Raw genomic sequence first — 21,445 nt, forward strand, 5'->3', positions numbered from 1 at the left:
TTGCCAGCTCAACAGGGTAAACCCCATACACAGAAACGCCTTGCACCCTCGTGGATGCAAGGCGTTTTGTCTGTCTGATTGTCTTTGGGAAAAATTATTTATTTTCCAAACCTCAATGACCGGCAGCTTCGGCAGTCGGTTTGAAGGCCTGTGCCGCCTGGGGATTTTCGTTCATGCTGTCGATGCGGGCCCGGTATTCCATGTCGTTGGCATAGCGCTTATTTTTGTAGCGGCCAATGGTCAGGAAGGGGACGATGATGATGGCGATGGCAGCGTATCCGCAGTAGCCGTAGCCGTATTTGATGATGTTGGTCAGGCCGGCGATGGAAACGGTCATGGATGCGATGATGATGAAGGCTGTAACGATGGCGGCGCGGATGACCGAACGGGAGCTGATTTTTTTCAGGATGTTAATTTCTGAAAAACGGGCCGTGAAGCCAAAGACCGTTGTGACGCCTGTCGAAATGAGGCACAGCATCAGGAAGGCGCTGTAGACGATGGTCAGCCATGGCGAGCCCATGGCCTGGCAGCTGGTCAGGGTCGGTAAGGGCGATTTGCCGTAATAGCCGGACCAGCCTAAGAGCATGACGACGGCTAAGGTCAGGGCAGCAGCGTTCATGGCGAAGGAGAACCACATCGACGTAGCGCAGTTCTTACGCGTGACTAAAGGCGTGCCGACGACGATCATGGTCGGGATGACGACGCATTGGAAGCCGGCATAGGTGAAGGCGTGGAGAATGGCTGTCGGGACGTTGCTGAAACCGTTGACGGCGAAGTCCTGGGCCATGACGGCCGTAAAGGCCTGGGTTCCTTCGACGGAGCCTGCCGAATAGATGCCGACCGAGAAAATGGCGACGACCATTGCCAGGATAGCCATGCCCATGTAGGTCGTGGCCCGGCGGACCAGGCCGGCACCGAAGATGGTCAGGAAGAAGATGATGATGCCGACGACGCCGATGCCGGCGTAGTAGTTGAGGCCGGTCTGGGCGTTGATGGCCGAGGCGGCGCCGGAAATGGTAGCCGATACAGCCATTAAGACCATGATGTAGAAGAAGGCTTCAAAGAAATATTCGATGCCCGTGAAGGGACGGTATAAGTTCTGGAATAACTGGCGGTAACTGGTGAGGTGCCGCGAATTATACATGTTCATGGCTTCCTTGATGGTCAGGGTGAACAGCAGCATGGTGATGATGGCCGTAATGGGACCGAGCCAGCCCAGGCTGACGAAGTAGACGTTTTCCTGATTGCCCGTAGCAAAGCCGCCGCCGGCGTGAGAACTGAACAGGACGGCTCCGACGGAAAAACACATGCTGAGGGATGCCGTTTTCATAGATGACATGTTGACCATAATTGTTTCCTCCTTTGATGGACAGGGAGAGAAACGAAAACGCCTTTCGTCTCTCTGCAAGTTATTGCTAAGAGACGAAAGGCGTTGTATCCTTCCGCGGTACCACTCTGTTTCATCCTTTCGGATGCCCTCTCGGATACGGCCATCGGCGATATCCATGCTCTGTAACGGGAGTTCCCGTGTCGGCCTACTTCATTCAGCGTCTCCGCTCGGCAATGAGTTCGGTTCAGTCTCTGTACTGCTTCGCACCGGCCAGCAGCTCTCTGAAAACGAGGGGCTCGAACGTACTATTTTGCGTCGTCGCGTTTATGGCGTTTTTTGTTGATGGAGCTATGATATCACCGGGAACTTAAAAAGTCAAGGAGAAAAAAGTAATATTTTTTCGAAAAAGATGAGATAAACGTTTAAGTTTAAAACAAATAAAAAGACCGCCCATGACGGACGGTCTCAGGATTATTTGTCACGCGACAGGTCGACCTCTTTCAGCGGAATGAGGTGCGTCTTGTGTTTAAATTTATGATAGAGGAAGACGGCTAGGAAGACCGGGATGCCGATGTAGGCGACGCTGGCACCGTACCAGTCGATTTCAGCCCCGGTGAAGGCCGAGTAGTTCTGGCCGGCCGTGACGATGATACACATGATCAGCGCCAGGAGAGGGCCAAAGGGGAACCAGGTTGCTTTGTACGGCAGGTCTTTCAAGTCCTTGCCCTGGGCGATATAGGCCCGGCGGAAGCGGTAGTGGCAGATGGCGATGCCGATCCAGGTGATGAAGCCGGCCATGCCGCTGATGTTAACCAGCCAGTCATAGGCCTTGCCTTCGCCGATGAGAGATGTGAGGAAGGCTGCCAGGCCGAAGACGACCGTGGCAAATAAGGCATACGACGGAACGCCGCGCTTATTGAGCTTGAGGAAGCATTTCGGAGCCTGGCCCGTTTCAGCCATGGCATAGAGCATACGCGTCGAAACGTAGAGGCCGGAGTTGCCTGCCGAGAGAACGGCGGTCAGGATGACGGCGTTCATGATCGATGCGGCGGCGACTAAGCCGAAGCGTTCAAAGACCAGCGTGAAGGGGCTGATGGAAATGTTGACGATATCCGTATTGAGCAGGTTCGGGTCGGTGTAAGGAATGAGGAAGCCGATGACCGTAAAGGCGCCTAAGTAGAAAATGAGGATACGCCAGAAAATCGAATGGACCGCACGGGGGACATTCTTTTCCGGATCTTCACTTTCACCGGCGGCAATGCCGATCATTTCCGTCCCTTGGAAGGAGAAGCCGGCGACCATGAAGATACCCAACATAGCCGTGAAGCCGCCGACGAAGGGCGCTTCATCGACAGTCCAGTTGACGAAGCCCGGCGACGGTTCGGAACCGAGGCCCAAGATGAGCAGCGTCCCGGTAAACAGGAAGACCAGGACCGTCAAGACCTTGATGCCGGCGAAGATAAATTCACTTTCGCCGTAGGATCGGGTCGACAGGTAGTTGAGGGCGAACAAGATGATCAGGAACAAGCCGCTCCAGAGGGCTGCCGGTACGTCCGGGAACCAGTACTTCATGATGAGAGCGCCGGCGACGAGTTCGGCGGCAACCGTAATGGCCCAGTTGAACCAGTAGTTCCAGCCCAGGGCAAAGCCCAAGGACTTGTCGACGTAGCGGTTGGCGTACGTTTCAAAGGAGCCGCTGACCGGAAGGTATGAAGCCATTTCACCCAGTCCTGTCATAAGAAAATAGACCATGATGCCGATGAGGGCATAGGCGACGAGTGCCCCACCCGGCCCAGCAGTGCTGACTGTTTCACCGCCGGCTACGAACAAGCCGGTGCCGATTGCACCGCCGATGGCAATCATGTTCATGTGGCGGGCTTTCAGACTGCGGCGCAGCTTTTGCTGCTGTTGAGTTTCTTCCATGCAAAATCACAACCTTTTTTTATAGAATTGATAAATGAAATCTAAAAAAACTCATACGAATATATTATATAGGATGATGGCGGCGATGACAAATAAATATTCTGCAATTATGCAAGAATTATATAGGATGACGAACCCTCCATAGCCTTTTAGCGGCGTTTCCGCTATAATAGTAGTATTACCATGCGTAAAAGGAAAGGATAGCTTATGGAATTAGAAGAATGCCGCCGGGAGATCGACGGACTCGACCGGGAACTGGCGAAGATTTTGGAACGGCGCATGCAGGTCGTCGCCGCCGTCGCCGCTTATAAAAAAGAGCATCATATGGAGATCTACGATCCGCGGAGGGAGCGGCAGGTGCTGGATAAAATTTCGAATTTGACGGAGCAGAAAAATTTGGCTCCCTATTTGCGCCGCATCTACCAGTGCATCATGGATGAAAGCAAAAAATACGAACGCGAACACATGGGGATATGATGATGGAAGAACTTATTGTACGAGGCATTGCTGAACGCATCTTGTTTGAAGCCTCTGATTCGGATTATCGCGTCTTTCGCCTCCACGATGAAAGCAGCGACACGACGTATACCGTGACCGGCCATGGGATGAAACCCCTCGTTGGCGATCGATTGGAAGTGAAGGGCCACTGGGTGCAGCATAAGCGCTATGGCCGCCAGTTTGCGGCCGACGGTTGGAGCCGCGTCATTCCCGAATCGGTCGACGGCATCGAACGCTTTCTCGGAAGCGGCGCCGTCAAGGGCATGGGACCGGCCCTGGCCCATCGCGTCGTCGCCCACTTTGGCAAGGATACGATGGAGATTTTGGAAAAGGACCCGCAGCGCCTCTTAGAAATCGAAGGCATTGGCCCTAAGAAACTAGCCGTCATTACGGAATCTTTTTACGAAGAAAAACAGATCAACGACATCGCCTACGATTTGGAACAACACGGCGTTGCCGGAAGGTATGCCAGTCGGCTCCTGCAGAAATACGGCGACGACGTTCATTACGTCCTGACCGAAGAACCGTACCGGATGATCCATGAAATCGACGGCTTTGGCTTTAAGACGGCCGACCAAATCGCCTTGGCCTACGGCATGGACCGCCAGTCGCCGCAGCGCCTCGGCGCCGGTCTGGCCTACGTCCTTCAGACTATGACTCAAAACGGCCACGTCTGCATCCCTGACACTGAGTTGGTGCGACGGGCGGCTTTCCTTTTGCAGGCCGATGCTTTGGGGCTGCACGATATCCTGCAGGATACCGTCGATATGGGACAATTACGGACGGCGGACTTTGAAGGTACGGTCTACGTCTATACGCCGGAAGCCTATGAAGAGGAAGAATCCATAGCCAATCGTATTCGCGAGATGGCGGCCATGAAGCCTCTGGCCGTTAAGACCCATGTCCAATTATTTCTCGACCGCTGGCAGGACTCCTGCCATTTTGAACTGGCGGATAAGCAGCGCGAAGCCGTCGAAAAGTCGCTCCAATCGGGGATGACCGTCATCACCGGCGGTCCCGGCACGGGGAAGACGACCGTCGTTCAGACCATCATCCGCCTGGCTGAACAAGAAGGGCTGCGCATCCTGCTCTGTGCGCCGACGGGACGGGCGGCTAAGCGCCTGGCTGAAACGACACAGCGCAAGGCTAAGACCATTCATCGACTGCTCATTCCCGACGGCCATGTCGGTAAGGTCCAGTCCTTTGAATATAATGAAACGAAGTTATTGCCGGCCGATTTGGTCATCGTCGACGAAGTGTCTATGCTCGATATGGAAATGATGTACCATTTGCTGAACGCTCTGAAACCGCAGTGCCGCTGCATCCTCGTCGGGGATGCCGACCAGTTGCCGTCGGTCGGGGCCGGCGCCGTCCTCCACGACGTCATCGCCTCGGAAATGGTACCCGTCGTTCGCCTGGATACGATTTTCCGCCAAAAAGAAGGGGGCCGCATCGTTACTAACGCCCACTTGATTAACAATGGACGCCTGCCGGTCGTCAACGAAGACTTGGAATTTCGCTTCGTCGAAATCGAGACCGAAGCTGATGGGGCGACGCAAATCAGCGCTTTGTACCGCAGTGAAGTCCAAGAGACGGGCGACGAATTTGCTGTTCAGGTCTTGTCGCCTATGTACAAGGATCCCTGCGGCGTCGATAACCTCAATCAGCTCATTCAGGAACGTCTCAATCCCCCTGTCGTGGGCAAGGGCGAATTGAAGGGCCGCCACATGATCTTTCGCGTCGGCGACAAGGTCATGCAGAAGCACAACGACTATGAAAAGGGCGTGTTTAACGGCGACATCGGCCAAATCTTTGCCGTCCAGCACGACATGGTCTACGTCCGTTATCCTGAACAGGACGTCAAGTACGAAGGAGCAGAAATCGACGAAATTACCCTGGCCTACGCCATTACCGTCCATAAGAGCCAGGGGAGCGAATACCATACGGTCATCATGGCTTTGGTCAACAGCCATTCCATCATGCTCCAGCGAAATCTCTTCTACACGGCCGTTACCCGGGCCAAGCGGAAAGTCATCTTAGTCGGCACCAAGCGGGCCGTCCAAACGGCTGTCCAGAACCAGCGGACAAGCCGCCGTTTTACCCTGCTCATTCCACGGCTTCAAGGCGAACTCTTAACCTAGATCTTTTGCGATAGGAGGCTGCCATATGTCACTCTTTTCGGCTATTGCTAACCTTTTCTATCCGCCCACCTGCCCGGCTTGCGGCGTCCTCATGAAGCGCGACGGCGACTGGTGTCCGTCGTGCCTGGCTAGGGTGTGGCATCCGCGGCGCATCAATCGCTCCCAACAATTAAAGGCCATCGACGCCTGTTACTGCCTGGCTGACTATGATGGAGCCATGCGCCAACTGCTCCACGCTATTAAATATGGCGGCAAACAAGGAAAATGTCGGGCCTGCCGCGTCTTCTTAGAGCGATTTCCCTGGCCCGAACGACTGAATGCCATTGATATGGTCGTCCCCGTACCCTTGGCGCCGGAAAAACTAAAAAGCCGCGGCTTCAATCAAGTCGAAGGCCTTTTTAAAGAATGGGCCGACGATCATTATCGCTGGGCCGACATCCTCCAGAGGTTGCGTCCGACAAAAGCCCAGTGGCACCTGCCCAGAAGCCAGCGGTCGGAAAACGTCCATCGCGCTTTCGGACTCCGCGAAACAGCTGATGTCAGAGGCAAGCATATCTTACTCGTCGACGACATCTTCACGACGGGTTCGACACTTAATGATTGCGCCGCTGCCTTGAAGCGAAACGGGGCGGATGAGGTCATCGGCTTGGTCATCGCCAGCGGGGCGCCGTAGGCACTATCAGGAAGAGAATGAAGGCCTTGATTTCCTGTTGGAAGACGAATCGGTTACGGTCGTCTCGTGATAGGGGCTGTTGTCGAAAACCGGGAATCTTAGTATAATAAAAATGAAAAGAAAGGTGATGCTTAGATGCCTACGAATGACACGATTCCAGTGGCTCAACAAGCCAAACGCCATCAGCGGGCATTAAACATTATCAAGAGATGGCGACTCATGGATGATGATTTCATGAAGCGTTGTTTTAAAGACAATATTCCGGCCGTCGAATGTATTTTGCGTATCATCATGGAAAAGCCGGATTTACAGGTAGAAATGGTGCAGATTGAGGATACGATTCCCAACCTTTCCGGCCACGGGATACGGATGGATGTGCATGCCACCGATTCGACAGGAACGGAATATGACATCGAAGTACAGCGGGCCGATAATGCTCATGTACGGTAAGGAAGCAAGCAACCGAAAACAAGAGATAGACCGCCAGCACTACACTATTCCGAACCAAAGACCAAAAGATAAGCATTGTGGGAAAATCTAAACTTTTGGATTTTCCTACAATGCCAACTACGGCGGAATCCCTCCCACTCCTTATATCTTTCTGTATACATTGAATTTGTATTTAGTAAAATGCAGACAACACCACGGATCGGCTTTTGGTTGGACAATTCCAACCAAACACCACAGCAGACAGCAGAAAACATTCTGAACGCTAGGAAGCCGGTATGATTGTTACATATAAGGGGAAGAAAAATTTCTTTTAGGTACTTGCTTTCCTAAAACTGATGTGATACAATGATTTAATCCAGAAAAGGAGTAAAAAATATGCGGCAAGGTATTCTTAAATAAAACTATAATCAAATAGTGGGAACAAAGGATTATGATAGCTCCTTTTGTAGGGGCTTAGTTTTTTGTACCCAATTTAAGAATACTTTTGCCTTATCAATTTTGACATATCCCCAAAAACAGCAATCACAAACAGGTGTATGCTGTATATGTGTATGTCCGCAACTTATAATCCCCAGTGGTAAAAGTATTTTACTGCTGGGGATTTTTATGCCCTTTGGGGCTGTAAAGGGAGGACAATCACATGAAAATAATCAATATTGGAATTCTTGCCCATGTAGACGCTGGAAAGACGACCTTGACGGAGAGCCTGCTATATGCCAGCGGAGCCATTTCAGAACCGGGGAGCGTCGAAAAAGGGACAACGAGGACGGACACCATGTTTTTGGAGCGGCAGCGTGGGATTACCATTCAAGCGGCAGTCACTTCCTTCCAGTGGCACAGATGTAAAGTTAACATTGTGGATACGCCCGGCCACATGGATTTTTTGGCGGAGGTGTACCGCTCTTTGGCTGTTTTAGATGGGGCCATCTTGGTGATCTCCGCTAAAGATGGCGTGCAGGCCCAGACCCGTATTCTGTTCCATGCCCTGCGGAAAATGAACATTCCCACCGTTATCTTTATCAACAAGATCGACCAGGCTGGCGTTGATTTGCAGAGCGTGGTTCAGTCTGTTCGGGATAAGCTCTCCGCCGATATTATCATCAAGCAGACGGTGTCGCTGTCCCCGGAAATAGTCCTGGAGGAAAATACCGACATAGAAGCATGGGATGCGGTCATCGAAAATAACGATGAATTATTGGAAAAGTATATCGCAGGAGAACCAATCAGCCGGGAAAAACTTGCGCGGGAGGAACAGCAGCGGGTTCAAGACGCCTCCCTGTTCCCAGTCTATCATGGCAGCGCCAAAAATGGCCTTGGCATTCAACCGTTGATGGATGCGGTGACAGGGCTGTTCCAACCGATTGGGGAACAGGGGGGCGCCGCCCTATGCGGCAGCGTTTTCAAGGTTGAGTACACCGATTGCGGCCAGCGGCGTGTCTATCTACGGTTATACAGCGGAACGCTGCGCCTGCGGGATACGGTGGCCCTGGCCGGGAGAGAAAAGCTGAAAATCACAGAGATGCGTATTCCATCCAAAGGGGAAATTGTTCGGACAGACACCGCTTATCAGGGTGAAATTGTTATCCTTCCCAGCGACAGCGTGAGGTTAAACGATGTATTAGGGGACCAAACCCGGCTCCCTCGTAAAAGGTGGCGCGAGGACCCCCTCCCCATGCTGCGGACGACGATTGCGCCGAAAACGGCAGCGCAAAGAGAACGGCTGCTGGACGCTCTTACGCAACTTGCGGATACTGACCCGCTTTTGCGTTGCGAAGTGGATTCCATCACCCATGAGATCATTCTTTCTTTTTTGGGCCGGGTGCAGTTGGAGGTTGTTTCCGCTTTGCTGTCGGAAAAATACAAGCTTGAAACAGTGGTAAAGGAACCCTCCGTCATTTATATGGAGCGGCCGCTCAAAGCAGCCAGCCACACCATCCATATCGAGGTGCCGCCCAACCCGTTTTGGGCATCCATAGGACTGTCTGTTACACCACTCTCGCTTGGCTCCGGTGTACAATACGAGAGCCGGGTTTCGCTGGGATACTTGAACCAGAGTTTTCAAAACGCTGTCAGGGATGGTATCCGTTACGGGCTGGAGCAGGGCTTGTTCGGCTGGAACGTAACGGACTGTAAGATTTGCTTTGAATACGGGCTTTATTACAGTCCGGTCAGCACGCCGGCGGACTTCCGCTCATTGGCCCCGATTGTATTGGAACAGGCATTGAAGGAATCGGGGACGCAGCTGCTGGAACCTTATCTCTCCTTCATCCTCTATGCGCCCCAGGAATACCTTTCCAGGGCTTATCATGATGCACCGAAATACTGTGCCACCATCGAAACGGCCCAGGTAAAAAAGGATGAAGTTGTCTTTACTGGCGAGATTCCCGCCCGCTGTATACAGGCATACCGTACTGATCTGGCCTTTTACACCAACGGGCGGAGCGTATGCCTTACAGAGCTGAAAGGATATCAGGCCGCTGTCGGTCAGCCGGTCATCCAGCCCCGCCGTCCAAACAGCCGCCTGGACAAGGTGCGCCATATGTTTCAGAAGGTAATGTAAAGATACATAATCGTCAAGACGGCAACAATCAGAAGTTATGGAGGGTAACAATGGAATATAGTAAGGAAGATTTAATGGAAGCAAAAAAGCAAATTTGGGGAGTGGGAGAGAACATGGGAACAGAGGAAAGTAAAAAAATCTGGGAGGAGAACGCACAATTTTGGGATAATGCAATGGGTGACGAATCTAATGAATTTCACAGAGAGGTAGTGCGTCCCAAAGTAACGGAACTTCTATCTCCTAATCCTGCGGATTACATTTTGGATATTGCGTGTGGCAATGGAAATTATTCTTCGTATCTTGCACAAAGAGGCGCTTCGGTTGTCGCTTTTGATTACAGCAAAAAAATGATAGAATTGGCTAAAAGACGGCAATCACAATATGCAAAACAAATTGAATTTTGTGTGGCGGATGCGACCGATAGAAAAAGTATATTAGAATTAAAAAGAAATCGAGCCTTTACGAAAGCAGTTTCTAATATGGCAATTATGGATATTACGGATATTGAACCACTTCTTATGGCTGTTTATGAACTGTTGCAGGAAAGCGGAATTTTTGTCTTTGCAACGCAACACCCTTGTTTTGTCACGTTGACTGAAAAATATATGACACCGCACAGTTACTATGATATAGCGATTGAAGGGCAACCGAAAGAGCAGATTTATTATCATCGTTCCATACAAGATATTTTTAACCTTTGTTTTAGAGCTGGATTTGTCATTGATGGATTTTATGAAGAATGTTTTAAAACCAACAAAGAAATTCCTATGGTAATGATAGTAAGGCTTAAGAAGGTAAAACGTGATAGCTTAAAATAAATTCAAGTTTGTCGGGTAAATAGCAAACCCAGCCGAGCCAGTCAACGGTCAAGATGAACGGCGCATATGCGCAGCCGTTGACAGCCCCGCCCGCCTTTGCTGGTAGGCAATCAAGGGGCGACAGCAAGAAGTGCCACCGCCCCGCACTATTATTCAGAAAGGGGAATTTCCATGACCGACCAGATAGCCTATCAAGAATATATCCAGCGCAGGTACAACGCCTTTTGCAAGACTGTTATCCGCTGTGCCGCCTTGGACAAGATTTTGAAGCTTAAACGGCAATGGGAACGGCAAGTTTCCCTTGACTATCTGATGAACGAGAAGTTTGTCCAGTTTGCCGCGTCGGAGCCGGACGAGGAATACCCATTTACCGTCTGCGGTCAGACCGTCCTGCTCTGCAACGCCGCCCTTGCCGACGCGATCTCTGTTTTGCCGGAGCAGACGCGGGAAGAAATCCTGCGCTATTACTTTCTGCGCCAGCCGCAGCGCGTGATCGGCGCGTGTATTGGCCGGTCACGCAGCACAGCGGGGCGGCATATCCAGCTTGCCTTGCAGCGGCTACGCGAAGAAATGGGGGTGAGCCGGTATGAGTAGACTTCTCCCCTATGAAACAATCCTCAAAGCCCGTGAGGGCGACCCAGAAGCCGTGAACGCTGTCCTGCTCCACTACGCCGGATATATCCGCTATTTCTCAAAAGTGAACGGGCAGGTCAACGCCGAGGTGGAGGACTATGTAAAGCAGCGGTTAATTGACTGTCAATTCAAGTTCCGGCTTGACGAACCACCGGACAAGTCATAAAAACTGAATACCAGCCGCCACCGACGCGGCCAGCGAAAGCAGTAAGTCTTGAAAAAGATTTACTGCTTTTTTTGTTGTCCGGCTCCGCTCCCGGCCATTTTGCCCCCTGCCGGTTGTAGTAGTAAGCGAGGAGGGAATTTTTCTGCCCTGGTGTTTGGCATTTGGAGCATTTACCCGTAGTAGAGGGCAAAGAGAAAGGATTTCTCCAACACCGGGTAGAAACCACTGCGTCCGGTGTCATTTTAGCGAAAGCGGGCAGGAATGCCCTTTACAGGATTAGTAGTAGCAGAAAAAGAGAAACAAACTTTTGTGGTTGCAGTTTTCCAAAAAAGTGGCGGACGGAAGTGAGAGAAAGTTTGCAGTCACGGAGAGCAAGTTTCTACCACGGTGCCAAAATCCGCAATTCTGCAGTTTTGCCCCTCGCGGGAAACTTGTTGGGGAGTGCCTTCCCCAAACCCTGCTCATGCGCCCTTACGGGCGAGAAAGGAGGTCACACCATGCGAAAGAAATACAACACGCCCCACCGCAGCCGCGTTGTGAAAACCCGGCTGTCCGAAGATGAGTATGCCGACTTCACAGCGCGGCTTGCGCCCTATGGTATCAGCCAGTCCGAATTTCTCCGGCAGGCGATACGGCGGGCGACCATACGCCCGGTTGTCCATGTGTCGTCGGTCAATGACGAGTTGCTTTCCGCTGTCGGGAAGCTGACAGCCGAGTACGGCAGGATCGGCGGCAACCTCAATCAGATTGCCCGGTATCTGAACGAATACGGCGTACCCTACAACACCCTTTCCGGCGAGGTACGCGCCGCCATATCCGACCTTGCCGTCCTCAAGTATGAAGTCCTCAAGAAAGTAGGTGACGCGGTTGGCAACACTCAAGCATATCAACTCTAAAAACGCCGACTACGGAGCCGCCGAGCAATATCTTCTCTTTGAGCATGACGAGTTTACCATGAAGCCCGTCCTTGATGAAACCGGCAGGCTTATCCCCCGCGAGGACTACCGGCTGTCCACGCTGAACTGCGACGGGGAGGATTTTGCCGTTGCGTGTATGCGGGCCAATCTCCGCTATCAGAAAAACCAGCGGCGGGAAGATGTGAAAAGCCACCACTACATCATCAGCTTTGACCCGCGGGACGGGCCGGACAACGGCCTGACCGTAGACCGGGCGCAGGCGTTGGGGGAACAATTCTGTAAAGAGCATTTTCCCGGCCACCAGGCCCTTGTCTGCACCCACCCGGACGGGCATAACCACAGCGGCAACATTCATGTGCATATCGTCATAAACAGCCTGCGGATTGAGGAAGTGCCGTTCCTGCCCTACATGGACAGGCCGGCCGATACGAAAGTCGGCTGCAAGCACCGATGTACCGACGCTGCCCTGCGCTACTTCAAATCCGAAGTCATGGAGATGTGCCACCGGGAGGGGCTTTATCAAATCGACCTCTTGAACGGCAGCAAGAACCGCGTCACCGACCGGGAGTATTGGGCGCAGAAAAAGGGACAGGCCGCGCTGGACAAGCAGAACGCCCCCATGATTGCCGATAGTATCACGCCCCGGCAGACCAAGTTTGAAACGAACAAGGAGAAGCTGCGGCAGACCCTACGGAAAGCCCTTGCCACCGCCGCCAGCTTTGACGAGTTTTCCTCTCTGTTGCTGCAGGAGGGTGTGACCGTCAAGGAGAGCCGGGGGCGGCTTTCCTACCTCACGCCGGACAGGACAAAGCCAATTACCGCCCGGAAGCTGGGCGACGATTTTGACCGCGCCGCTGTCTTTGCCGTTTTAGAGCAAAACGCCGCCAGAGCAGCCGAAGCGCCAGCCAGATCCCCCGATCCCCCACGCACCATAAAAGACCGCTTGCAGGTTGCCAGAGCCGAGATAGCCGCCCCGAAACAGGACGGAGTGCAGCGGCTTGTGGACATTGAGCAGAAAATGGCCGAGGGCAAAGGCCGGGGCTATGAACGCTGGGCGAAGATACACAATCTGAAGCAGGCCGCCAAAACGCTGTCCGTCTACCAGCAATACGGCTTTACTTCCCCGGAGCAGTTAGAAGCCGCCGTTGACACCGCCTATCAGAAAATGCGCCAGACCAGCGGCGAACTGAAAGCACTGGAAACGAAGCTGCAAGGGAAAAAGAAGTTGCAGCGGCAGGTGTTGGCCTACGCCCAGACCAAGGCCGCCCGCGACGGGCTGCGGGCACAGAAATCCGAGAAAGCCCGCGCCGCATACCGGCAGGCCCATGAGAGCGATTTTATCATAGCCGACGCAGCAGCCCGGTATTTCAAGGCGCATGGCATTACCAAGCTGCCCGCCCGGAAAGCGTTGCAGGCCGAGATCGAGCAGCTTATCTCCGAGAAAGACGGCCTGTATAACACCTATCACGAACAGAAACAGCGGTTCAAGGAGTTGCAGACCGTCAAGCGGAACATCGACCAGATTTTGCGCCGGGACGAGCCGCACCGCAGAAAGGAGCAGAGCCATGAGCGATAACCTGCCCCACATGGACTACCGCCAGCACCGGCGGGCGCGGCGGCTGGTACATGAGTGCTGTAACTACGATGAGGGGAACTGCCTGCTATTGGACGACGGGGAGCCTTGCGTGTGCGTCCAGAGCATTTCCTTTTCCCTCATGTGCCACTGGTTCCGTGTGGCTGTCCTGCCCCTTGACGGGGAGCTGGCCGCAGCCCTCTTGTGCCGGGGAAGCCGGAAACGGTGTGCCGTCTGCGGGGCGGCCTTTGTCCCCAAATCCAACCGGGGAAAATACTGCCCCGACTGCGCCGGGCGCATGAAGAAAATCAAAGCCGCCGAGAGAAAGCGGAAACAAAGGCAGAGATGTCACGCTTTAGAGCCTTTCAAACCCGCATAAATCAAGGCTTTTTTCGTGGGTGTCAAAGGGTACGCGATACATTTATCCTTTTCCCCCGGAAACGGCGTTTTAATGCGTGACAATACGCCAAAATCAACCCGAACACAGGGAGGTGATCCTATCGCTGATTATATCAGGGCAGACACGCGGCTGCCCGCCTATCTGCCGTATCCCCGTTTCCTGCTGAAAATGGAGATTTCACAGACCGCCAAGCTGCTGTATTCGCTGCTGTTAGACCGTTCCACCCTCTCCCAGAAAAACAAGTGGCTGGACGACGAGGGCAGGATTTATATTATCTATCCCATCGCGGAGATAGCAGAAATACTGGATAAAGGCAGCACCACCATCAAGGGGGCGCTTAATGAACTGGACACGGCGGGGCTGTTGGAACGGGAACGGGGCGGCTTCTCCGCACCGAACCGGCTTTATGTCAAAGTACCGCCAGTGCCACAGGTACAGTTTTCAGACCAACTGATGGCCGGAAGTCCGCCCCTCATAGAGCCGGAAAACCGTCCTACTGATGGTCAGAAAACCGACCTTATGATGGTCGGAAAACCGTCCCCTAACCAAACTACTATAAACAACCTTACAGAGAGCCAAACAAAGGGAGTGAGTGGGGGGCCGTCCGCGCCCTATGGCCGATATGGAAATATTTTTCTGTCACAGACCGAATACGACGAGTTGCAGGCAGAGTACCCTGACAGGCTGGAACGGTTCATCGAGGAAATGAGCCGCTACCTTGCCGCCAACGGGAAAAGCTACCAGAACTATGCCGCCGCCCTGCGGATATGGGCGGGGAACGACAAAAAGGAAGCCCCTAAAAAGGGCATACCAGACTACTCATGCAAGGAGGGCGAGAGTTTATGAAGAATGAAATCAACGCGGTTTTGGAGAATATGACGACCACCATCCCGGAGCCGGAGGACTACACCGGCGAGGACGGTTTACTGTACTGCGGCAAGTGCCGCAAGCCGAAAGAAGCCTATTTTGCGCCGGATAAGGCCGCTATCTTCGGGCGCGACCGCCACCCGGCAGAGTGCGACTGCCAGAGAACCGCCCGCGAGGAACGGGAAGCCGCCGAAAAGCGGCGCAGACACCTTGACACCGTGGAAGAACTGAAACGCCGGGGCTTTACCGACCCCACCATGCGGGACTGGACTTTCGAGAACGACAACGGCAGGAACCCGCAGACCGGGCTTGCCCGCCGGTATGTGGAGCATTGGGAAGATATGCGGACAGACAATATCGGCTGCCTGTTCTGGGGCGGCGTAGGCACCGGCAAAAGCTACCTTGCAGGCTGTATCGCAAACGCCCTCATGGAGAAAGAAATCCCCGTCCGCATGACGAACTTTGCTCTTATCCTCAATGACCTTGCCGCCAGCTTTGAGGGGCGCAACGAGTACATTTCCCGCCTTTGTCGTTATCCGCTGCTGATCCTTGACGACTTCGGCATGGAACGCGGGACGGAATACGGGCTGGAACAGGTGTTCAATGTGATTGACAGCCGTTACCGCAGCGGCAAGCCGCTGATCGTCACGACCAACCTTACGCTGGACGACCTGCACAACCCGGAGGACACCGCCCATTCCCGGATTTATGACCGCCTGCTTTCCATGTGCGTCCCGGTACGCTTTACCGGCGACAACTTCCGGCAGGAAACCGCCAAGCGGAAAATGGAGAGCATGAAGAAACTGATTACCGACTGAAAGGAGTATTGCCTATGGCAGATAACAAGCAGCACGACACCCGCACCACCCGCCGCCCTGACTGTGTGACGGAAATCCGCATGGGCAATTCCGTCCTTGTCGTGTCCGGCTATTTCAAGAAAGACACCACAACCACAGCCGCCGACAAAATGGCGCGGGTACTGGAAGCGGAAGCCGCTGCTACACAGGAGCCGACTTATCCGGCGTGAACCGGGGCATGGAAAAGCGGCCATGCCAGGGAGCATGACCGCTGGAACGAAAATCGGAAGTGCTTTAGCAATTCTTAATCTCATTCTCTATAAAATAATTTGCAATTTCAAAGGCTTTTATTCTTCTCTTTGCCAATGTGATTTGTGATTTATAACGCTCGGAATTATCCTTTGATTCAAATGTTTTTACTGTTTCTCTTAGCTTGTGCAGAGTTGAATCAATTTGCCTTTTGGCCGCGGTTAATTCATCTATTGTATACTTCATGTTTTCTCCTTTAACTTCTGATTTTTTTGTTAAATCAGAGTATACCACGGAGTTATGAACTTTTCTACTGCAAATATGGGACGACAACCCATACCATAAAAATCGGAAAATTGAAAAGCTGTAAAGAAGCAAATTTAACGCTTTTGCCGCTGTACAGCCCCCGCCGTTCCGTGGTACAATGAAACCACGGAATAGTGGGGCTGGCTGTCGGAAACGGAGGATTTTATGTTAAGACAAGCCACCCAAAACCTCATTACCGCCCTTTATCCGAGATTGTCCCACGAGGATGAATTGCAAGGCGAGAGTAATTCCATATCGAACCAAAAAAGGATACTCGAAACCTACGCAAAACAGAACGGCTTTACCAATCTGCGCTGGTACACCGACGACGGTTTTTCCGGCGCGAACTTCCAGCGGCCCGGATTTCAAGCCATGCTTGCGGACATTGAAGCCGGGAAAGTGGGTACGGTCATCGTCAAGGACATGAGCCGGTTAGGGCGAAACTACTTGCAGGTAGGGTTTTACACGGAAATGCTGTTCCCTCAAAAGGGTGTGCGTTTTATCGCTGTCAACGATAATGTGGACAGTGCCAGCGAGGGCATGGACAACGATTTTACCCCGCTGCGAAATCTGTTCAATGAATGGCTGGTGAGAGATACGAGCAAGAAAATCAAGGCAGTGAAAAAGTCAAAAGGCATGAGCGGCAAGCCTGTTACCAGCAAGCCGGTTTACGGCTATGTGATGGACGAGGACGAGAATTTTATTATAGACGAGGAAGCCGCCCCGGTGGTGCAGCAGATTTACCAGCTTTGCCTTGCCGGGAACGGCCCGACCAAGATTGCCCGTATGCTGACGGAGCAGCAAATCCCCACGCCGGGGACGCTGGAATATCAGCGGACAGGCAGCACCCGCCGTTATCACCCAGGCTATGAGTGCAAATGGGCGACCAACACCGTCGTTCATATCCTCGAAAACCGAGAGTACACCGGATGTCTGGTGAACTTCAAAACGGAAAAGCCTTCTTATAAGGTCAAGCACAGCATAGAGAACCCCGTCGAGAAGCAGGCCATTTTCGAGAACCACCATGAGCCGATCATCGACAAGGAAACATGGGAACGGGTGCAGGAGTTACGCAAACAGCGCAAACGCCCGAACCGCTACGATGAAGTGGGGCTGTTCTCCGGGATTTTGTTCTGCGCCGACTGCGGCCATGTGCTGTATCAGCAGCGGTATCAGAACAAAGACCGCAAACAGGACTGCTACATCTGCGGCAGCTACAAGAAGCGCACCCGCAACTGTACGGCGCACTTTATCCGCACCGATCTGTTGACCGCTGGTGTCCTGGCAAATCTCCGGCAAGTGACCGAATACGCAGCCAAGCATGAGAGCCGGTTTGTGAAACTACTTGTCCAGCAGAACGAGATCGGCGGCAAGCGAAAGACCGCCGCAGCCATCAAGCAGCTTGAACAGGCGCAGGAACGCATTTCTGAAATCAGCCGCATTATCAAGCGGCTGTATGAGGACAATGTAAACGGCAAAATCAGCGATGAGCGTTTCATGGAACTGTCGGCTGACTACGAAGCCGAGCAAGCGGAGCTGAAAAAGAGAGCCGCCGCCCTGCAAGCCGAACTGGACAAGTCACAGGCAGCTACCGTCAACGCCGAGAAATTTATGGGCATTGTCCGCAAGCACCTTGCCTTTGAAGAACTGACCCCCACTCTCTTGCGGGAAATGATCGAGAAAATTGTGGTGCATGAGTGCAGCTATGATGAGAACGGCACCCGCAGGCAGGACATTGAGATTTATTACAGCTTTGTCGGCAAGATTGACTTGCCCGAATAACCGCCCGACCTATCCGACACAATGGCCAAGTGTCGGATAGGAACGGCAAAATTTTTTGCACTTCTATTGCTTCTTTATCACACATAAGCAAAAGGTGCCGGAATGAAACGGGCCCGGTTTAACAGCAGTCTGCTGGATCTCAACAGTCTGAGAAAGGGCAGTGACTATGAACAACTGCCGGAAAGCTACGTCATCTTTATTACGGAAAACGATGTCTGGCAGCGTGGCTTGGCTCGCTATCATGTCAACCGGATTATCGAAGAATTGAATCAGCCTTTTGAGGATGGCAGTCACATCATCTACGTCAATGGCAATTATAAGGGAACCGATGATATTGGCAGGCTGATGAATGATTTTCGCAGTGAAAACGTAGAAGACATGCTGTTGGAACCTTTGAAAGAAACGGTCCATCGTTATAAAAACAACCCGGAGGAGGTGGCTGTTATGTGCGCAGAACTTGAAAAATGGAGCCTTGAAGAACGGCAGGCAGGGCGTCAGGAAGGACGCCAAGAAGGACGCCAAGAAGGTGAAAGCCGACTGACGACACTGTTGAGGCTGTTGAAAGCCGATGGCCGTCTGCAGGATCTGGAATTGGCTATCGACGATGAAAAGACCAGGGAAAAATTGTATCAGGAATATCGTATTGATTGAAAAATTAATCATCGAGCAGCCGGTTATGTTTTGAGACACAGCCGGCTGTTTTTCTGGAAACTAGATATGGGAACCTTTGAAAGAAACGGTCTATCGTTACAAAAACAACCCGGAGGAGATGACTGTTATGTGTGCAGAACTTGAAAAATGGAGCCTTGAAGAACGGCAGGCAGGACGACAGGCGGGACTGCAGGCAGGGCGTCAGGAAGGACGTCAAGAGGGCGAAAATCGCCTGACGACATTGTTGAAGCTATTGAAAGCCGATGACCGTCTGCAGGATCTGGAATTGGCCATCGACGATGAAAAGACCAGAGAAAAGTTTTATCAGGAATATCGTATTCATTGAACTGGGAATGATAACACAGCCGTTTACGTTTTGAGACGCAGGCGGCTGTTTTTTGATATCAGAAGGCGAGGCCAAGTCTATAAAGGGGATGCTCCGGCCTTTTGGATCATCGATTCACGAATTTTTTTTAGCATCGAGTCTTATGTACTCATAAATTAATTTAATTTTTAAATTGATTATTTAACTATTCGATTTGAGACTTAATAGACACTGCCGTATAATAACCTCGAAAGATGAAGTTAGACAAAGATTTCCTCCTCTCCACTGCGAGCCGGGGATGATGATATTATGCAGTTATATTTTAAAGAAAGGGTGGACTGCATATGGAATATGTAACCTTGAATAATGGAGTATCCGTACCGAAGGTCGGCTTTGGTATTTTTAAGATTCCCAAGGAAGATACGGTGCGTGCCGTTTTGGACGCCATTGAAGTCGGCTACCGTCATTTTGACACGGCCCAGAGCTATATGAATGAAGAAGAATTGGGAACGGCCATTCGCCAGTCCGGCATTCCGCGGAAAGAATTTTTTATTACGACCAAGGTCTGGCTGGAACACTTTGGAGAAGGCAAGACGGAAAAATCCTTGGAACGGTCCTTGAAGCGGCTTCAGACGGACTACATCGATCTCGTTCTCCTGCATCAGCCCTTTAACGATATTTACGGGGCTTGGCGAGATTTGGAAAAGATGTACAAAGCGGACACCCTGAAAGCCATCGGCCTCAGCAATTTTGAACCCGACCGGATGTTGGACCTGATGATGTTCAACGATGTGAAACCGCAGGTCAATCAGCTGGAAACGAATCCTTTCTGCCAGCAGCAGGAAGCACAGGCTTTTATGAAGGAGAAAGGCGTACAGCCGGCCGCCTGGGCTCCTTTTGGCGAAGGGAATACGGATATCTTTACCAATCCCATCCTGAAACAGATTGCCGAAAACCACGGCAAATCGATCCCTCAGGTCATCCTGCGCTGGCTGACCCAGCGGGATATCGTCGTCCTGTCGAAGTCTTCTAAAAAAGAACGGATGGCGGAAAACTTCAATATCTTTGACTTTGCCCTGACGGACGATGAAATGAAGGCCGTCGCCTCCCTCGATACGGGAAAGAGTACCTTCTTCGACATCACCGATACCAAGACCGTTGCCATGTTCGGCGACCTCGTAGCTCAGCGCAAGGGGTTGACCTGATTGATACAGTTCTGGTCAATCAGATCATACTATAGCATACAGGAAAAGCCTGATTTCTCGTAAAAGAAATCAGGCTTTTTTGCATATTTGAGTGATTATGTCTTGTCGCTTTGGTGTCAGTCATCTTCTTCCTGCTTTGGTTCGGTCCGTTTCGGTCCGGGATCGGCGACGAGGGTGCTGTCAGCAATCGGATCGGTTGCCGTCGGAGGCGTCTCGGTGGCAGGCGATGTAACATGGCTGCCGGAAGTCCCTCCGGAATAGGGCACGGACTGGCCGTGATAGGAATAGTTGTTGCTGACGATGCCGTCGGGATTGGTCGCTTCATAGCCCCTAACGTGGTGCAGGGTGCCGTCCGGTCCCGTACGGTAGTAATCGTGGGTATAATGGGTGCCCGGGGCGGGCGTGACGGCATCGGATCCGCCGTGGATATCGCCGCTGTGTGCCGTGTCGACCGTCGTATCGACAGATGTATCGGCTGCGTCGGTGATGGCATCAAAACCGCCGAAGGCCTTGATGAAGGGCAGACAGAGAAGGATGATGAGCAGCGGGGCGACGCCCATAATGGGCAGGGCTCGTTCCAACGTATATTGGTGGGAATAGAGCCAGATCAGGATGAGGTGGAAGCCGACGGCGGCGACGAAGCCTGTGAGCAGGGCTGAAATAGGGTCGACGGTCGTACTGCGGCCGACGGCAAAGTAGAAACCGACGCCGTACATGTAGAATCCGGCCAGGACGGCCCGCCAGTTGGATACGATGTATTTTAGGCGCAGGCAGAAAATGACCACCATAATGACAAAGGCCACGGGGGCTAAAAAGGGGAAGATACTGATGAGAAGCACCGTAACGGCCGCGGTGATGACGATGTACATGATGCGCCGCCAGGTAAAAGCGATGAATAAGATGACGACGGCTGCGATGGAGACGATTTCAAAATCTCGGGTCGCCATATTGATGAAAACATAAAGCCAGGTACTGAGTAAGATTGTCAGGTGAGCGGCACGGTCTGCACGTTGGGGTGCCAGGTTCAACATCATCACATCCTTCAGGAAAATTGACTGTAAATAAGCCGTATAATTATATTTAATTATATCATATATTTTCTATGAAAATAGGAGACGTCTTGGGCTTTTCCGCTTTTTACGAAGGCCATTTTACAGCTTTACAGTCATGGGACGATACGA

General features: G+C 52.3%; 22 protein-coding genes and 1 other annotated feature. Of the genes, 18 read left to right on the top strand and 4 right to left on the bottom strand.

Annotation, left to right across the window (positions count from 1 at the left end; translation table 11 throughout):
• Nucleotides 1–112 precede the first annotated feature (112 nt).
• Together HMPREF3201_RS04540 and HMPREF3201_RS04545 are read right to left on the bottom strand one after the other, a co-directional pair.
• Nucleotides 113–1,348 (bottom strand): YkvI family membrane protein, encoded by a 1,236-nt coding sequence (locus HMPREF3201_RS04540; RefSeq protein WP_062411961.1) that lies wholly within the window; start codon nt 1,346–1,348, stop codon nt 113–115.
• 67 nt (nt 1,349–1,415) lie between these two features.
• Nucleotides 1,416–1,658: a binding site (T-box leader), on the bottom strand.
• Between the two features lie 143 nt (nt 1,659–1,801).
• Nucleotides 1,802–3,253, bottom strand: coding sequence for an amino acid permease (locus HMPREF3201_RS04545; RefSeq protein ID WP_062411962.1), 1,452 nt, complete (start codon nt 3,251–3,253; stop codon nt 1,802–1,804).
• Between the two features lie 207 nt (nt 3,254–3,460).
• Here HMPREF3201_RS04545 and HMPREF3201_RS04550 point away from each other — a divergent pair, with 207 nt between their 5' ends.
• The 14 genes from HMPREF3201_RS04550 to HMPREF3201_RS04615 all read left to right on the top strand — a co-directional run bounded on the left by HMPREF3201_RS04550 (nt 3,461) and on the right by HMPREF3201_RS04615 (nt 15,976).
• Nucleotides 3,461–3,730: a chorismate mutase gene (locus HMPREF3201_RS04550; protein ID WP_062411963.1), complete on the top strand. Its 270-nt coding sequence runs from the start codon at nt 3,461–3,463 to the stop codon at nt 3,728–3,730.
• A complete protein-coding gene (locus tag HMPREF3201_RS04555; protein ID WP_062411964.1) occupies nt 3,727–5,892 on the top strand; it encodes an SF1B family DNA helicase RecD2 in 2,166 nt (721 codons plus the stop codon). The genes HMPREF3201_RS04550 and HMPREF3201_RS04555 overlap by 4 nt, the downstream gene beginning before the upstream one ends.
• 25 nt (nt 5,893–5,917) lie before the next feature.
• Nucleotides 5,918–6,565, top strand: coding sequence for a ComF family protein (locus HMPREF3201_RS04560; protein ID WP_062411965.1), 648 nt, complete (start codon nt 5,918–5,920; stop codon nt 6,563–6,565).
• A 135-nt stretch (nt 6,566–6,700) separates the two neighbouring features.
• Nucleotides 6,701–7,015, top strand: coding sequence for a hypothetical protein (locus HMPREF3201_RS04565; protein WP_231726828.1), 315 nt, complete (start codon nt 6,701–6,703; stop codon nt 7,013–7,015).
• A 640-nt stretch (nt 7,016–7,655) separates the two neighbouring features.
• Nucleotides 7,656–9,575, top strand: coding sequence for a tetracycline resistance ribosomal protection protein Tet(W) (gene tet(W) / locus HMPREF3201_RS04570; protein WP_002586627.1), 1,920 nt, complete (start codon nt 7,656–7,658; stop codon nt 9,573–9,575).
• Between the two features lie 50 nt (nt 9,576–9,625).
• Nucleotides 9,626–10,393 carry a class I SAM-dependent methyltransferase gene (locus HMPREF3201_RS04575; RefSeq protein ID WP_002586626.1) on the top strand — a complete coding sequence of 256 codons (768 nt, stop codon included), beginning with the start codon at nt 9,626–9,628 and terminating at the stop codon, nt 10,391–10,393.
• 171 nt (nt 10,394–10,564) lie between these two features.
• Nucleotides 10,565–10,987 carry a sigma-70 RNA polymerase sigma factor region 4 domain-containing protein gene (locus HMPREF3201_RS04580; protein ID WP_002586616.1) on the top strand — a complete coding sequence of 141 codons (423 nt, stop codon included), beginning with the start codon at nt 10,565–10,567 and terminating at the stop codon, nt 10,985–10,987.
• The gene (locus HMPREF3201_RS04585; RefSeq protein WP_002586615.1) at nt 10,980–11,192 is read left to right on the top strand and encodes a helix-turn-helix domain-containing protein; all 213 of its coding nucleotides are present in this window, start codon (nt 10,980–10,982) and stop codon (nt 11,190–11,192) included. Before HMPREF3201_RS04580 ends, HMPREF3201_RS04585 begins: the two co-directional genes overlap by 8 nt.
• A gap of 497 nt (nt 11,193–11,689) precedes the next feature.
• Complete coding sequence (gene mobC / locus HMPREF3201_RS04590) at nt 11,690–12,088, top strand: plasmid mobilization protein (RefSeq protein ID WP_002596229.1); 399 nt, start codon at nt 11,690–11,692, stop codon at nt 12,086–12,088.
• Nucleotides 12,060–13,685, top strand: coding sequence for a relaxase/mobilization nuclease domain-containing protein (locus HMPREF3201_RS04595; protein ID WP_002596230.1), 1,626 nt, complete (start codon nt 12,060–12,062; stop codon nt 13,683–13,685). Before mobC ends, HMPREF3201_RS04595 begins: the two co-directional genes overlap by 29 nt.
• Nucleotides 13,675–14,061 (top strand): cysteine-rich VLP domain-containing protein, encoded by a 387-nt coding sequence (locus HMPREF3201_RS04600; RefSeq protein ID WP_002596231.1) that lies wholly within the window; start codon nt 13,675–13,677, stop codon nt 14,059–14,061. The genes HMPREF3201_RS04595 and HMPREF3201_RS04600 overlap by 11 nt, the downstream gene beginning before the upstream one ends.
• Nucleotides 14,062–14,133: 72 nt before the next feature.
• Nucleotides 14,134–14,928 (top strand): replication initiator protein A, encoded by a 795-nt coding sequence (locus tag HMPREF3201_RS04605; RefSeq protein ID WP_006356266.1) that lies wholly within the window; start codon nt 14,134–14,136, stop codon nt 14,926–14,928.
• Complete coding sequence (locus HMPREF3201_RS04610) at nt 14,925–15,767, top strand: ATP-binding protein (protein ID WP_002596233.1); 843 nt, start codon at nt 14,925–14,927, stop codon at nt 15,765–15,767. The genes HMPREF3201_RS04605 and HMPREF3201_RS04610 overlap by 4 nt, the downstream gene beginning before the upstream one ends.
• Nucleotides 15,768–15,781: 14 nt before the next feature.
• Nucleotides 15,782–15,976, top strand: a complete 195-nt coding sequence (locus HMPREF3201_RS04615; RefSeq protein WP_002596234.1) for a transposon-encoded TnpW family protein — start codon at nt 15,782–15,784, stop codon at nt 15,974–15,976.
• Nucleotides 15,977–16,040: 64 nt separating this feature from the next.
• Here HMPREF3201_RS04615 and HMPREF3201_RS04620 read toward each other — a convergent pair whose 3' ends face one another.
• The gene (locus tag HMPREF3201_RS04620) at nt 16,041–16,241 is read right to left on the bottom strand and encodes a hypothetical protein (RefSeq protein WP_002596235.1); all 201 of its coding nucleotides are present in this window, start codon (nt 16,239–16,241) and stop codon (nt 16,041–16,043) included.
• A 225-nt stretch (nt 16,242–16,466) separates the two neighbouring features.
• Between HMPREF3201_RS04620 and HMPREF3201_RS04625 the strand changes: the two genes are divergently transcribed.
• The 4 genes from HMPREF3201_RS04625 to HMPREF3201_RS04640 all read left to right on the top strand — a co-directional run bounded on the left by HMPREF3201_RS04625 (nt 16,467) and on the right by HMPREF3201_RS04640 (nt 20,264).
• Nucleotides 16,467–18,083, top strand: a complete 1,617-nt coding sequence (locus tag HMPREF3201_RS04625) for a recombinase family protein (RefSeq protein WP_002596236.1) — start codon at nt 16,467–16,469, stop codon at nt 18,081–18,083.
• 102 nt (nt 18,084–18,185) lie between these two features.
• Complete coding sequence (locus HMPREF3201_RS11985) at nt 18,186–18,734, top strand: hypothetical protein (protein ID WP_062411967.1); 549 nt, start codon at nt 18,186–18,188, stop codon at nt 18,732–18,734.
• Between the two features lie 127 nt (nt 18,735–18,861).
• Nucleotides 18,862–19,080, top strand: a complete 219-nt coding sequence (locus tag HMPREF3201_RS04635; RefSeq protein WP_062411968.1) for a hypothetical protein — start codon at nt 18,862–18,864, stop codon at nt 19,078–19,080.
• 323 nt (nt 19,081–19,403) lie between these two features.
• Nucleotides 19,404–20,264, top strand: a complete 861-nt coding sequence (locus HMPREF3201_RS04640) for an aldo/keto reductase (RefSeq protein ID WP_062411969.1) — start codon at nt 19,404–19,406, stop codon at nt 20,262–20,264.
• 116 nt (nt 20,265–20,380) lie between these two features.
• On the opposite strand, the gene HMPREF3201_RS04645 is transcribed toward HMPREF3201_RS04640, so the two are convergent.
• On the bottom strand, nt 20,381–21,211 hold the full coding sequence (locus tag HMPREF3201_RS04645; RefSeq protein ID WP_197408260.1) for a hypothetical protein: 831 nt from the start codon (nt 21,209–21,211) through the stop codon (nt 20,381–20,383).
• Nucleotides 21,212–21,445 lie beyond the last annotated feature (234 nt).

Origin of the sequence: Megasphaera sp. MJR8396C, from assembly GCF_001546855.1 — a bacterium.
In the GTDB taxonomy this organism is placed as follows: domain Bacteria; phylum Bacillota; class Negativicutes; order Veillonellales; family Megasphaeraceae; genus Megasphaera.